We start from the raw sequence: 14045 nt of genomic DNA on the forward strand, positions 1-14045 counted from the left end.
TCGGCGCCCCGGTTCCGGGACATGTCGCCCGTGACGTCACCGACTCCGGTGCCGGAGTCGGACAGCCGGGGCTCGGTCGCGGCGTCCCCGGAGCCGGAGCGGCGCCGGTGAGGCCCGGGACAGTGACCGCGCCCGGGCCGGCGGTCACCAGGAAACGCTTGCGCAGGACACACCTCCCGGACTGATCTTCGAGCGGCCCGACCGGCCGCGCGAAGATCAGAGCACACGCTCTGCGGGAAGGAGCGGGAAGGAGCGGGACCGCCCAGCACTTCACCCCGCCCGGAGACCCGGCGGGGCGAAGTGTCGGATACGTACGCGAAGGGGTCAGCGCTTGTGCTCGGCCGGGGAGACCGTCACCTCGACGCGCTGGAACTCCTTGAGCTCGCTGTAGCCCGTCGTCGCCATCGAGCGGCGCAGCGCGCCGAACAGGTTCATCGAGCCGTCCGGGGTGTGCGACGGGCCGAGGAGGATCTCCTCGGTCGTGCCGACCGCGCCCAGGTCCATGCGCTTTCCGCGCGGCACGTCCTCGTGGACGGCCTCCATGCCCCAGTGGTGGCCGCGCCCCGGCGCGTCCGTCGCGCGGGCCAGCGGCGAGCCCATCATCACGGCGTCCGCGCCGCAGGCGATGGCCTTCGGCAGGTCACCGGACCAGCCCACGCCGCCGTCCGCGATGACGTGCACGTACCGGCCGCCGGACTCGTCCATGTAGTCGCGGCGGGCCGCGGCGACATCGGCGACGGCGGTGGCCATCGGGACCTGGATGCCCAGCACGTTGCGCGTGGTGTGCGCGGCGCCGCCGCCGAAGCCGACGAGGACGCCGGCCGCGCCCGTACGCATCAGGTGCAGCGCGGCGGTGTACGTCGCGCAGCCGCCCACGATGACCGGGACGTCGAGCTCGTAGATGAACTGCTTGAGGTTCAGCGGCTCGGCGGCGCCCGACACGTGCTCGGCGGAGACCGTGGTCCCGCGGATCACGAAGATGTCGACACCGGCGTCCACGACGGCCTTGGAGAACTCGGCCGTACGCTGCGGAGACAGCGCGGCGGCGGTGACCACACCCGAGTCGCGCACCTCCTTGATGCGCTGCCCGATCAGGTCCGCCTGGATGGGAGCGGTGTAGATCTCCTGGAGGCGGCGGGTCGCGGTCTCGCCGTCGAGCTCCGCGATCTCCTGGAGCAGCGGCTCCGGGTCCTCGTACCGCGTCCACAGACCTTCGAGGTTCAGTACGCCCAGACCGCCCAGCTCACCGATGCGGATGGCGGTCCTGGGCGAGACGACCGAGTCCATCGGAGCGGCCAGGAAGGGCAGCTCGAAGCGGTAGGCGTCGATCTGCCAGGCGATCGAGACCTCCTTCGGGTCCCGGGTGCGCCGGCTCGGCACGATGGCGATGTCGTCGAACGCGTACGCCCTGCGGCCGCGCTTGCCGCGCCCGATCTCGATCTCAGTCACGTGTGTGGCCTTTCCCTCTTGGTATGCCGTTCCAGTATCCCCGACACACACGCGAGGGGCGGCCCCGGGAATCTCCGGGGCCGCCCCTCAGCGTGTACGGGCGAGATTACTTCCTGCTGTAGTTCGGCGCCTCGACCGTCATCTGGATGTCGTGCGGGTGGCTCTCCTTGAGACCCGCCGAGGTGATCCGGACGAACCGGCCGTTCTGCTGGAGCTCCGGGATCGTGCGGCCGCCGACGTAGAACATCGACTGGCGCAGACCGCCCGCGAGCTGGTGCACGACGGCGGAGAGCGGACCCCGGTAGGGCACCTGGCCCTCGATGCCCTCGGGCACGAGCTTGTCGTCGGCGCCGACGCCCTCCTGGAAGTACCGGTCCTTGGAGTACGACTTGGCCTGGCCGCGGGACTGCATCGCGCCGAGCGAGCCCATGCCGCGGTACGACTTGAACTGCTTGCCGTTGATGAAGAGCAGCTCGCCCGGCGACTCCTCGCAGCCCGCGAGCAGCGAACCGAGCATCACGGTGTCGGCGCCCGCGACGATCGCCTTCGCGATGTCGCCGGAGTACTGGAGGCCGCCGTCGCCGATGACCGGCACACCGGCCGCCTTCGCGGCGAGCGAGGCCTCGTAGATCGCGGTGACCTGCGGTACGCCGATGCCGGCGACCACGCGGGTCGTGCAGATGGAGCCGGGGCCGACGCCGACCTTGATGCCGTCGCAGCCGGCGTCGATGAGCGCCTGGGCGCCGTCGCGGGTGGCGACGTTGCCGCCGATGACGTCGACCGCGGCGTTCGACTTGATCTTGGCGACCATGTCTCCGACCAGGCGGGAGTGGCCGTGCGCGGTGTCGACGACGATGAAGTCGACGCCCGCCTCGATCAGTGCCTGGGCGCGCTCGTACGCGTCACCGGCGACACCCACGGCCGCGCCGACGAGCAGCCGGCCCTCGGCGTCCTTGGCGGCGTTCGGGTACTTCTCGGCCTTGACGAAGTCCTTGACCGTGATGAGGCCCTTGAGGATGCCCGCGTCGTCGACCAGCGGAAGCTTCTCGATCTTGTGGCGGCGCAGCAGCTGGACCGCGTCGACGCGGGAGATGCCGACGTTGCCCGTGACGAGCGGCATCGGCGTCATGATCTCGCGGACCTGGCGCGCGCGGTCGGTCTCGAAGGCCATGTCGCGGTTGGTGACGATGCCGAGCAGCTTGCCCGCCGGGTCGGTCACCGGCACGCCGCTGATGCGGAACTTGGCGCACAGCTCGTCGGCCTCGCCGAGCGTGGTGTCCGGGCGCACGGTGATCGGGTCGGTCACCATGCCGGACTCGGAGCGCTTGACGAGGTCGACCTGGTTGGCCTGGTCGGCGATCGAGAGGTTGCGGTGCAGGACACCGACGCCGCCCTGACGGGCCATGGCGATGGCCATGCGCGACTCGGTGACCTTGTCCATGGCGGCGGACAGCAGCGGGACGTTCACCCGCACGTTCTTCGAGATGTACGAGGAGGTGTCGATCTGGTCGGGGGCCATGTCCGACGCGCCGGGCAGCAGCAGCACGTCGTCGTAGGTCAGCCCGAGCATCGCGAACTTCTCGGGCACTCCATCGACGTTGGCAGTCATGCCTGACACCTTCCCAAATGGTCTTGCTCGGCGCGGATGTCCATGCTAACGGGATCGCGGGGTGTCTCATTCCACGAGCAAGATCACCCGCGGAATTCGTACGTTCACACGGCAGGCGGGCGCGAGGAGCCGTCCGGACTACTGCCCGGCGAGGGCCCGCAGCCGGCTGAGCGCGCGGTGCTGCGCGACCCGGACGGCGCCGGGCGACATGCCCAGCATCTGCCCGGTCTCCTCGGCGGTCAGACCCACCGCGACCCGCAGGACCAGCAGCTCGCGCTGCGCCTGCGGAAGGTTCGCCAGGAGCTTCTTGGCCCACTCGGCGTCGCTGCTGAGCAGCGCGCGCTCCTCGGGGCCGAGGGAGTCGTCGGGCCGTTCCGGCATCTCGTCGGACGGCACGGCGGTCGACCCGGGGTGACGCATGGCGGCCCGCTGGAGGTCGGCGACCTTGTGGGCGGCGATGGCGAAGACGAACGCCTCGAAGGGCCTGCCGGTGTCCTTGTAGCGCGGCAGCGCCATCAGGACGGCGACGCAGACCTCCTGCGCCAGGTCCTCCACGAAGTGGCGGGCGTCACCGGGCAGCCGGCTCAGCCGGGTGCGGCAGTACCGCAGGGCCAGCGGGTGGACCCGGGCCAGAAGGTCGTGCGTGGCCTGCTCGTCGCCCTCGACCGCACGCCGGACGAGTGCACCGATCACCGTCGTCTCGTCGTCGCGCATCGGTCCATGGTGCCTTGGCGCCGGGTCATTCGCGGCACCACGTCCGTGGTTGTGCACTGAAGCGTTATGAGCGGGTACGCCGGAACTCATGTCCTGCCCCTCCCCTCCCGCTCGACCGAATCGTCCCTGAGGAACTCTTCCACTCCCCAAGGATGCGGCATCGGCGGCGGAAAGGGGCACGGGCGTCCGTCGCCCCGTCCGCCGGGGGGCGGACGGGGAACGCGGCAGCCGCGCGGGAGCGCACCGGCCGGGTCCTAGCGGACCAGGCCCCAGCGGAATCCGAGCGCGACCGCGTGCGCCCGGTCCGAGGCGCCGAGTTTCTTGAAGAGCCGCCGGGCGTGCGTCTTGACCGTGTCCTCCGAGAGGAAGAGCTCACGGCCGATCTCGGCGTTGGAGCGTCCGTGGCTCATGCCTTCGAGCACCTGGATCTCACGTGCCGTGAGTGTCGGGGCCGCGCCCATCTCGGCCGACCTGAGCCGGCGCGGGGCGAGCCGCCAGGTCGGGTCGGCGAGGGCCTGGGTCACGGTCGCCCGCAGTTCGGCGCGCGAGGCGTCCTTGTGCAGGTAGCCGCGGGCGCCGGCGGCGACCGCGAGTGCGACCCCGTCGAGGTCCTCGGCGACCGTGAGCATGATGATCCGGGCGCCCGGGTCTGCGGAGAGCAGCCGGCGCACGGTCTCGACGCCGCCCAGGCCGGGCATGCGTACGTCCATCAGAATCAGGTCCGAGCGGTCGGCGCCCCAGCGGCGGAGGACTTCCTCGCCGTTGGCCGCTGTCGTCACGCGCTCGACGCCGGGCACGGTCGCGACCGCGCGGCGGAGCGCCTCTCGGGCAAGCGGGGAGTCGTCGCAGACGAGGACGGATGTCATGGCCGCCCTCCGCAGCTGATGCGCGTCACCTTGAGCCTCCAGGCTGGTACATATTTCGTCACCTGTGCGATTGACGCTCCCGGACACTTGCCCGATCGCTTGTTCCTTCAACCGCTTCACACTCACAACGACGGTCACTCGAAAGAGTTACGGGTTGGACGGGTGCCATCGACACTCTACGTAAGTGTGCGGTTGCGCAGGGGCGCGACAGGGGTTGCCATGTCTTCTAAGTAAAGCTATGCCCCATTTAGCGGCTTTTCTTCCGTTTTGCTGGTGTCTGTGGCTAGATTCGCAATGAGTCATATTTACATCTGCTTACACCAGTGGATGCCGCCTCAAGCCCAGAGCACTCTCGATGCATCGATGCAAGGGGACAAGCAATGGCAGATTTCTCCCGCCTTCCCGGACCCAACGCCGATCTGTGGGACTGGCAGCTGCTCGCAGCGTGCCGTGGGGTGGACAGCTCGCTCTTCTTCCACCCGGAGGGGGAGCGGGGAGCGGCACGGAGTGCGCGTGAGAACTCGGCTAAGGAGGTCTGCATGAGGTGCCCGGTGCGCGCGGAGTGCGCGGCGCACGCTCTCGCGGTGCGCGAGCCCTACGGCGTGTGGGGCGGGCTCACCGAGGACGAGCGCGAAGAGCTGATGGGCCGCGCGCGCAACCGTCTCATCTCCGCTTCGGCGGGGCCCGCGGCCACGCCGACCTCGTGAAGGAACGTTTCTTCTCGGCTCTCTCCCCCTGCTTTCACCCCTCCCCCGCTCCCGCCACGCTCCCGCCCCGCGCCGTCCCCGCTCAGCGGGCCGCAGCCAGCGCAAGCTGGTCGAGCGTGGCCGCCACCGCCGGCACCTGGGCCAGGTCCGGGAGCGTGAGTGCCACGATCTCGCGCCGCACCGGGGGCTCCACCGCCACGGTGCGCGCGCCCTTCGGGCGTACCGACTCCATCGCCAGCTCGGGCAGGACCGCGACCCCCAGGCCGGCCCCCACGAGGCCGATCACGGCCGGGTAGTCGTCGGTCGCGAAATCGATCCGGGGCGTGAAGCCCGCGCTCTCGCACACCTCGACCAGTTGCCTGCGGCAGCGCGGGCAGCCCGCGATCCAGGGTTCGTCGGCCAGCTCGCCGATGCCGACCCGGCCGGCCTCCGCGAGCCGGTGCCCCTCGGGGACCAGACCGACGAGGCGGTCGGTGAGCAGCGGGCGTACGACCAGGTCGTTCCAGTCCTCGGTGGCGCCGCCCGGCCCGTAACGGAACGCCAGTGCCACGTCGCAGTCGCCCTCCCGCAGCATCTCGACCGAGCGCGGGGGCTCCGCGTCGACCAGGGAGACGCGGGTGCCGGGGTGGGCGGCGCGCAGGGCGGCCAGCGCGGTGGGCACCAGGGTGGAGCTGCCACTGGGGAACGACACCAGGCGTACGCGTCCGGCGCGCAGGCCGGCGATGGCGGCGACCTCCTCCTCGGCGGCGGTCAGCCCGGCGAGGATGCCGGCGGCGTGCCGGACCAGGGCTTCACCCGCCTGGGTGAGTCGCATCTCGCGGCCGGTACGGATGAGGAGCGGGGTGCTCGCGGACTGTTCGAGGGCCTTCATCTGCTGGCTCACGGCAGGCTGTGTGCAGCCGAGTTCGCGCGCGGCGGCGGAGAACGAGCCGGTGGCGGCGACGGCACGCAGGACACGGAGATGACGGGCTTCGATCACCCTTGAAGCATAAGCGGCTCTTGGAGTGATCGCGGAATAATGGCAAGTGGCTTTGAGCCCTGCCGGGTTTCCGCAGCGGGAAGCCTGCCGGGCGGGCGGTACACGCGGGGCACTAACGTGCCGCGTATGACGACTGCACTGATTACAGGGGCTACAGCAGGCATCGGCGCCGCCTTCGCGCGGCGCCTCGCCACGGACGGGCACAACCTGGTGCTGGTGGCGCGCGACACCGAGCGGCTCCAGGAGCAGGCGACAGAGCTGCACGACCTGCACGGCATCGAGGCGGAGGTGCTGACCGCCGACCTGTCGACGGAGGCCGGGATCGCGGCGGTCGAAGCGCGGCTGGCGGACCGCAGGCAGGCGGTCGACCTGCTGGTCAACAACGCCGGGTTCGGCAACAAGGGGCGCTTCCTCGAAGTGTCCATGGCCGACGAGCTGACCATGCTGAAGGTGCACTGCGAGGCGGTTCTGCGGCTGACGGCGGCGGCCACGGCGGGGATGAGGGAGCGGGGGCGCGGCGGTGTCGTCAACGTCGCGTCGGTCGCGGCCTTCGTGCCGCGCGGGACGTACGGCGCCTCGAAGGCGTGGGTCGTGCAGTTCACGCAGGGCGTGGCGCGGGACCTGGCGGGCAGCGGGGTGCGGCTGATGGCGCTGTGCCCGGGGTTCGTGCGTACGGAGTTCCACGAGCGGGCCGGAATGGGGACGGACAACATCCCGGGCTGGATGTGGCTCGACGCGGACAAGCTGGTGGCGGCAGCGATGGGGGACCTGGCCCGCGGGAAGACGGTGTCGGTGCCGGATCCCCGGTACAAGGCGCTGATGGGTGCGGTGAAGCTGGCGCCGCGCGGGCTGCTCGGTGGGATCTCTTCCAAGACGGGCCGGAAGTACGGGCCTCGGTAGTACGGACCTCGGCTGGTACGGGCCCCGGCTGGTACGGGCCCCGGTGTTGCGGGCCCCGGTATTACGGGTCGCAGTAGTGCAGGGAGAACTGGAGAGGTGATCCGTTCTCCCAGGTCGCCCGGATGGCGCGGCCGGTGATCCGGACGTCGGCGGGGGTGACGACGGGCGCCGGGCCGGGATCGGCGGTGCAGTCGTGGACCGGGCGGAGCCGGGCGCAGACCCGGGCGTCCTGGACGCGGACTCGACGACGGCCTGGCGTACGGCGGTCGGCAGCGGCCGGGGCCCGGAGGCTTCGGCGGTCGGCCCCACTCTCGGCGAGAGGGTGTGCGGTGCCCGCGGTGAGACCTTCGGCGTGGCGGGCGAGGTGTCCGTGCGGGTCGCGGCCGCCCGCGCCCGCGACCCGGAAGGCGGCGAGCAGGAACGTACGGCCGGCAGGAGGCGGACCGCTGTCGCTTCCCGGTCGGCACGGCTCCGGTGGGCGGGCGAGCGGCCGGGTGGACGGGCGGGCGGGCGGGCTGCGGCGTTGCCGGAATTCCGAATCCTGATTGGTCGAACGTCAATGGATTGCGGTGGAATGATCGAAACTCTTATCGTTCGATCATTCTGGCCTGCGCCACAACTGCGAGGGGACTGCCGCCGTGCGCGAGAGTGCTGCTGAACGTCATGACCGACTGCTGGGCCTGGTGCGGGAACGGGGTTCGGCCCGCGTGTCGGATCTCGCGGACCGACTGGGGGTCTCCCCCGTCACCGTGCGCCGGGACGTGGAGGAGCTGGCCGGGCGCGGCCTGCTCGACCGGGCGCACGGGTCGGTTTCGTGGCCGCAGGAGCGGGGCGGCGCCGGCGGCGGGCTGGTGCTCGGCATGCTGGCGCCCTCGGCGACGTACTACTTCGCCGAGGTCATCCGGGGTGCGCACGAGGCCGCGGCGCGGGCCGGCGCCCGGCTGATCCTGCGGATCTCCGACTACCGCCCGGAGGAGGACCACGCGCGCACCGACGGCCTGCTGGCGGCGGGCGCCGAGGGCCTGCTGGTCGCGCCGGGGTGGCGGCGGCCGGGCGACCCGGCGGCGTACGGCGACTGGATCGCCTCGCTGCCCGTGCCCGCCGTGCTGCTGGAGCGGCAGCCGGCGGCGGGGTCGCCGCTGGACGGGACCGACCGGGTCTGCTCGGACCACCGGCACGGGGTGCTGCTGGCGGTGCGCCACCTGCGGGAGCTGGGGCACGGGGCGCCGCTGCTGATGGCCCGCGACGACTCGCCGACGGCTCTCGCGGTGCGTGCGGGGTACGCGGAGGCGCTGGGGGTGCTGGGGCTGCGCCCGCCGCGGGACGTGATCGATTCCGTACCGGCGGAGGTGTATCCGGACCGGTTCGAGGCGGCGGTACGGGCCCTGCGGGAGGCGGTGGCCTCGGGGGCGGCGACGGCCGCGCTGATCCACAACGACGTGGACGCGATCCAGGTGGTGCAGCGGCTGGCCGAGCTGGGCGTGCGGGTGCCGCAGGACCTGGCGCTGATCGCGTACGACGACGAGGTGGCGGCGCTGGCGGACACTCCGCTGACGGCGGTGGCGCCGCCCAAGCGCGAGGTGGGGCGGCAGGCGGCCGGGCTGCTGGTGGAGCGGCTGGGGCAGGGGCGGCCGGGACAGGGGTGGCCGGGGCAGGGGCGGGGCGCGGACGGGGAGGAGCCGCGGCGGCATCTGACGCTGCTTCCGCAGCTGCGCGTACGGGCGTCCTGCGGAGCCTCATCGACCTGATCTTTTTTCGATCAATCAATCTTTCGCTCTTGACTTCGGTCGGCGCTGGTCCAAGGATCACGGCCAACGCCCATCCCGCCGCCTGTTCAGGAGCCCTGCCGTGAGCCGCAGTTGGAACAGAACGTCCCATGCCATAGTCGGCGCCGCCACCGCCCTCGCCGTTCTCACGGCCTGCGGCGGCAGCGGCGAGGACGAGAAGGCCGCCGCTCCCGGCAGTGACGGCAAGCCCGTCTCGATCACCTTCTGGGGCTGGGCCAAGGGCTCGAAGGAGGTGGTCGACGCCTTCAACGCCTCGCACGAGAACATCCGGGTGAAGTACGAGGAGATCCCCTCCGGCAACGCCGGCGGCTACGCCAAGATCTCCAACGCCGTGAAGGCGGGCAACGCCCCCGACCTGGTCTCCGTCGAGTACCCGATGCTCCCGGAGTTCGTCAGCCAGGGCTCGGTCCAGGACATCAGCGGCCACCTCTCCGACGACGTGAAGAAGAAGTTCCTGCCGCAGGCGGTCCAACTGACCACCCTCGGCGGCAAGAACTGGGCCGTTCCCTTCGACGCCTCGCCGCAGGTCTTCTACTACCGCAAGGACCTGTTCGGGAAGTACGGCGTCGAAGTCCCCAAGACCTGGGGCGAGTTCCGCGAGGCCGCCGAGAAGGTCAAGAAGGCCGACCGGAAGGCGCGCATCGGCACCTTCTTCCCCGACGACCCGACCACCTTCCAGGCGATGGCCTGGCAGGCCGGCGCCCAGTGGTTCAAGGCCGAGGGCGACACCTGGAAGGTCGACACGACCGACGCCGCGACCAGGAGGCTCTCGGCGTACTGGCAGGGACTGCTCGACGACGACCTGGTCCGCAACAACGCCTCCTTCAGTCCGGAGTGGACCAACTCCCTCAAGAACGGCTCCACCATCGGCTACCTGGGCGCCTCCTGGGGAGCGGGCGTCCTGGCGGGCACCCTGCCCGAGCAGAGCGGCAAGTGGGCCGTCGCCCCGATGCCGTCCTGGGACGGCAGGCCGGCCAGCGGCATGCTGGGCGGCTCCACCTTCGCGGTGACCAAGGACAGCGAGAAGACAGAGGCCGCCGTCGAGTTCGCGCAGTGGATGACGACCACCGAGGACGGCATCGAGGCCCGGATCGCCTCCGGTACGTCGAGTGCCTTCCCCGCCGCCGTCGGGCTGCGCCCGGCCGCCAAGGCCGCCTTCGACGCGAAGTTCTACGGCGGCCAGGACATCTACCAGGTCTTCGAGGACGCCGGCGGCTCCATCACCCCCGACTGGGCGTGGGGTCCCAGCGCCGGCACGACCAACACCGTCATCAAGGACGGGTTCGGCAAGGTCGCCGGCGGCGGCGCGACGATCGCCGACGCGGTCGAGGCCGGGCACGACGCCACCGTCTCCGAGCTGAAGAAGCGCGGCCTGAAGGTGAAGGGCTGAGACGACCGTGAAGGCCCGCACCCGAACCAACGCCGCCGCCGGCGTACTGCTGACCCCCTTCTTCGTTCTCTTCATCCTGGTGACGGTGGTGCCGATCGGGTACGCGGTCTGGCTGAGCCTGTTCACCGAGAAGCAGTCGGGGCTGGGCTTCGGCGGCACCGAGACCGTCTTCGGCGGCCTCGGCAACTACACCGCGGCGCTGGGTGATCCGGCCTTCCGCGAGGGCTTCGCCGTACTCCTCGGGTACTGCGTCCTCTACATCCCGCTGATGATCGGCGGAGCCCTCGCACTCGCCCTGCTCCTCGACTCGACGCTCGCCCGCGCCCGCCGCTTCTTCCAGCTCGTGCTCTTCCTGCCGCACGCCGTCCCCGGCATCATCGCCGCGCTGATCTGGGTCTACCTCTATACGCCCCAGCTCAGCCCGGTCGTCGACGCGATGGAGGCCGGTGGCATCGGCTTCGACTTCTTCGCACCCGAAGGCGCCCTCCCCTCCGTCATCAACATCGCGCTGTGGGAATGGCTCGGCTACAACATGGTGATCTTCTACGCCGCCCTCCAGGCCGTCGACCGCTCCGTACTGGAAGCGGCCACGGTGGACGGGGCCGGCTCCTGGCGCATCGCGTTCAGCATCAAGGTCCCGCTGATCCGCGCCTCGGTCGTCATGGTCGCGCTGTTCACGGTCATCGGCTCGCTGCAGCTGTTCACCGAGCCGTTGATCGTCAACAAGGGCACCGGATCATCCGTCACCTCCACCTGGACGCCGAACATGTACGCGTACACCGCGGCCTTCGACCGGGGTGACTACGGACTCGCGGCCGCCGCCTCCGTGCTCCTCGCGCTCACCGCCGCGCTGCTCTCCTTCACCGTCACCCGCTTCACCGGCCGGAAGGGGAAGAAGGCATGAACCCCCCGCACAGCACCGCGAACACCACCGCCAGCCGCTGGCTGTCGAAGTCCGCCGTCAACGGCGCGCTCGTCCTCGCCACGGTCTACATGCTTCTCCCCCTCGCCTGGCTGGTCACCGCCGCCACCAAGGACACCGGCGGCCTGCTCGCCGGAGACGCCTTCTCCTTCGAGGACTTCAACCTCGGCGCGAACCTCTCCGCCCTGGCCACGTACGGCGACGGCGTCTACTTCCGCTGGTACCTCAACAGCCTGCTGTACGCGGGCGGCGGCGCCGTGGTCAGCTCGCTGATCAGCGTCGCCGCGGGCTACGCCTTCGACAAGTACCGGTTCAGGGGCAAGGAGAAGCTGTTCGGCGTCGTCCTGCTGGGCGTGCTGGTCCCGACCACCGCGCTCGCCCTGCCCATGTACCTGCTCGCCAGCGAGGTGGGCATCGTCAACACCTACTGGGCCGTGCTCGTCCCCGTACTGGTCCACCCCTTCGGCGTCTACCTCGCCCGGGTCTTCAGCGCCGGCTACATCCCCGACGAGGCCCTCGAAGCCGCGCGTATCGACGGAGCGGGTGAGCTGCGCACCTTCTGGTCCATCGGTCTGCGGATGATCATGCCGGGCTTCGTGACCGTCTTCCTCTTCCAGTTCACCGCCATCTGGAACAATTTCTTCCTCCCCCTGGTGATGCTCTCGGACCAGAAACTCTTCCCGCTGAGCCTCGGCCTGTACGCGTGGAACAGCAACGCCCACGGCGAGCCGGAGTTCTACCCCCTCGTCGTCACCGGCTCCCTCCTCGCCGTCATCCCCCTGGTCGTCGCCTTCGTCTCCCTCCAGCGGCACTGGAAGGCCGGGCTCACCGCCGGAAGCGTCAAGTGACTCAAGAGGAGACCGAGTTCCACCATGCACCACGCCACTGACAGTCAGCCGTCCCTGCTTCTCGCCATGGGTCCCGGCATCGCGGAACGCCTGTTCACCGACCGCCACCGCATCCGTCTGGCCGCTCTGGCGCGCACCGACCCGCGCCTGGTCGCGCACGACCTCGCCGCCCCCGCGCCGCACGTCGCGGCGGCCCTCGCCGAGGCCGAGGTCCTGTTCACCTGCTGGGGCGCCACGCCGCTCACCGCCGAAGTCCTCGACGCCGCCCCGAACCTGCGCGCCGTCATCCACGCGGCGGGCTCCGTCAAGCACCACATCACCCAGGCCTGCTGGGACCGCTCCGTCGCCGTGACCTCCGCGGCGGCGGCCAACGCCCTGCCCGTGGCCGAGTACACGCTCGCCGCGATCCTCTTCGCCGGCAAACGCGTCCTGCACTCCGCCGCCCGCTACCGCGCCCTGCGCGCCGACCACGACTGGGGCGCGGACCTCCACGGCGCCGGGAACCACCGCCGCACCGTGGGCGTCATCGGTGCCTCGCGCATCGGCCGCCGCGTCATCGAACTGCTGCGCCCCTTCGATCTGGACGTCCTGCTGTACGACCCGTACGTCACCCCGCGGGAAGCCGCCGCGCTCGGTGTCGAGCCGGTCTCCCTGGACGGCCTGTGCGCACGGAGTTCCGTCATCTCGGTGCACGCCCCGCAGCTTCCGGCGACCCACCACATGATCGGCACCCGCCAGCTGGCCGCGATGCCCGTCGGCGCGACCCTGATCAACACCGCCCGGGGCTCCCTCGTCGACGAGAGCGCGCTGCTCCCGGAGCTCGTCTCCGGCCGTCTGAACGCCGTACTCGACGTGACGGACCCGGAACTTCCACCGCCGGACTCACCGCTGTACGACCTCCCGAACGTCCTGCTGACCCCCCACATCGCGGGCTCGCTGGGCGGCGAACTCCACCGCATGGCCGACCAGTCCCTCGACGAGCTGGAGCGTTACGCGCAGGGCCTGCCCTTCGCCGACCCGGTTCGGCCGGAGGCCCTGCACCACTCGGCCTGAAGCCGAAAGAGGGGAAACCGCTTATTTAACTAGAATGTACGTATCCCATCCCAGTCCGGGAGGCGTCATGAAATTCGTACAGATAATCGATTACAAGACCGAGCGGTCCGACGACATGAACCAGCTCATGGACAGGTGGGTCGAGCAGACCAAGGGCAAGCGGACCGCCACGCACAACATCATCGGCAAGGACCGCTCGCAGGCGAACCACTACGTCGAGATCGTCGAGTTCCCGTCGCACGAAGAGGCGATGAAGAACTCCCACCTGCCGGAGACCGACCGGATCTTCCAGGAGATGGCGGCGCTCTGCGACGGGATGCCCTCGTTCACGGACCTCGACGTCGTCCGTGACGAGCAGCTGAACGCGGCGACCGCCCGCCGTTTCTTCCACGAGGTGGCCGCCGGGGGCAACTTCGACATCGTTGACGAACTGTTCGCGGCCGACTACCGGGACCACGACGTCCTCAAGGAGGAGGACACGGCGGTCGGGACCGACGTCATCCGCAGTGACGTGACCGGCTGGCGCAATGCCTTCGACTTCGGCTTCGACCTCGACAAGCAGGTGTCGGAGGGCGACGACGTGGCCACGCTGTGGACGTGGACCGGCATGCACAAGGGCGACTTCATGGGCATCGCGCCCACCGGCAAGCAGTGCACCATGACCGGCACCACGATCTTCCGCTTCCAGGACGGGATGATCCAGGAAGGCTGGTGGCACATGGACGCGCTGGGCCTGATGCGGCAGCTGGGCGCACTCGGCTGAACCGGGGCGGCTGCACCGGACGTACGAGGCCCCCGTTCCCACCGCCGGGCGGTGGGAA

Annotated in this window: 13 protein-coding genes; 8 read left to right on the plus strand and 5 right to left on the minus strand. The window is 70.5% G+C overall.

Features of this window, described 5'->3' with window-relative positions; genetic code table 11:
* Window positions 1-324 precede the first annotated feature (324 nt).
* The 4 genes from ACWDZ4_RS06915 to ACWDZ4_RS06930 form a co-directional block, all read right to left on the minus strand.
* Window positions 325-1449: a GuaB3 family IMP dehydrogenase-related protein gene (locus ACWDZ4_RS06915; RefSeq protein ID WP_451507396.1), complete on the minus strand. Its 1125-nt coding sequence runs from the start codon at window positions 1447-1449 to the stop codon at window positions 325-327.
* A gap of 106 nt (window positions 1450-1555) precedes the next feature.
* On the minus strand, window positions 1556-3058 hold the full coding sequence (guaB, locus tag ACWDZ4_RS06920; protein WP_451507397.1) for an IMP dehydrogenase: 1503 nt from the start codon (window positions 3056-3058) through the stop codon (window positions 1556-1558).
* 138 nt (window positions 3059-3196) lie between these two features.
* A complete protein-coding gene (locus ACWDZ4_RS06925; protein WP_028812321.1) occupies window positions 3197-3772 on the minus strand; it encodes a sigma-70 family RNA polymerase sigma factor in 576 nt (191 codons plus the stop codon).
* Window positions 3773-4026: 254 nt separating this feature from the next.
* Window positions 4027-4638 carry a response regulator transcription factor gene (locus ACWDZ4_RS06930; protein ID WP_003948568.1) on the minus strand — a complete coding sequence of 204 codons (612 nt, stop codon included), beginning with the start codon at window positions 4636-4638 and terminating at the stop codon, window positions 4027-4029.
* 380 nt (window positions 4639-5018) lie between these two features.
* Between ACWDZ4_RS06930 and ACWDZ4_RS06935 the strand changes: the two genes are divergently transcribed.
* Window positions 5019-5345: a WhiB family transcriptional regulator gene (locus tag ACWDZ4_RS06935; protein WP_450261479.1), complete on the plus strand. Its 327-nt coding sequence runs from the start codon at window positions 5019-5021 to the stop codon at window positions 5343-5345.
* Window positions 5346-5427: 82 nt separating this feature from the next.
* On the opposite strand, the gene ACWDZ4_RS06940 is transcribed toward ACWDZ4_RS06935, so the two are convergent.
* Window positions 5428-6324, minus strand: a complete 897-nt coding sequence (locus ACWDZ4_RS06940; RefSeq protein ID WP_451507398.1) for a LysR family transcriptional regulator — start codon at window positions 6322-6324, stop codon at window positions 5428-5430.
* Window positions 6325-6450: 126 nt separating this feature from the next.
* Between ACWDZ4_RS06940 and ACWDZ4_RS06945 the strand changes: the two genes are divergently transcribed.
* The 7 genes from ACWDZ4_RS06945 to ACWDZ4_RS06975 all read left to right on the plus strand — a co-directional run bounded on the left by ACWDZ4_RS06945 (window position 6451) and on the right by ACWDZ4_RS06975 (window position 13987).
* Window positions 6451-7224: an SDR family NAD(P)-dependent oxidoreductase gene (locus ACWDZ4_RS06945; protein ID WP_451507399.1), complete on the plus strand. Its 774-nt coding sequence runs from the start codon at window positions 6451-6453 to the stop codon at window positions 7222-7224.
* Window positions 7225-7862: 638 nt separating this feature from the next.
* Window positions 7863-8972 carry a substrate-binding domain-containing protein gene (locus ACWDZ4_RS06950; RefSeq protein WP_451507400.1) on the plus strand — a complete coding sequence of 370 codons (1110 nt, stop codon included), beginning with the start codon at window positions 7863-7865 and terminating at the stop codon, window positions 8970-8972.
* 100 nt (window positions 8973-9072) lie between these two features.
* Window positions 9073-10401 carry an ABC transporter substrate-binding protein gene (locus tag ACWDZ4_RS06955; RefSeq protein WP_451507401.1) on the plus strand — a complete coding sequence of 443 codons (1329 nt, stop codon included), beginning with the start codon at window positions 9073-9075 and terminating at the stop codon, window positions 10399-10401.
* Window positions 10402-10408: 7 nt separating this feature from the next.
* Window positions 10409-11305, plus strand: coding sequence for a carbohydrate ABC transporter permease (locus ACWDZ4_RS06960; RefSeq protein WP_451507402.1), 897 nt, complete (start codon window positions 10409-10411; stop codon window positions 11303-11305).
* Entirely contained in the window at window positions 11302-12171 is an 870-nt protein-coding gene (locus ACWDZ4_RS06965; protein WP_451507403.1) for a carbohydrate ABC transporter permease, read from the plus strand. The genes ACWDZ4_RS06960 and ACWDZ4_RS06965 overlap by 4 nt, the downstream gene beginning before the upstream one ends.
* Window positions 12172-12195: 24 nt before the next feature.
* On the plus strand, window positions 12196-13224 hold the full coding sequence (locus ACWDZ4_RS06970) for a hydroxyacid dehydrogenase (protein WP_451507404.1): 1029 nt from the start codon (window positions 12196-12198) through the stop codon (window positions 13222-13224).
* Between the two features lie 67 nt (window positions 13225-13291).
* Window positions 13292-13987, plus strand: coding sequence for an ester cyclase (locus ACWDZ4_RS06975; protein ID WP_451507405.1), 696 nt, complete (start codon window positions 13292-13294; stop codon window positions 13985-13987).
* Window positions 13988-14045: the final 58 nt, after the last annotated feature.

Source organism: Streptomyces sp. NPDC003016 (assembly GCF_053591455.1).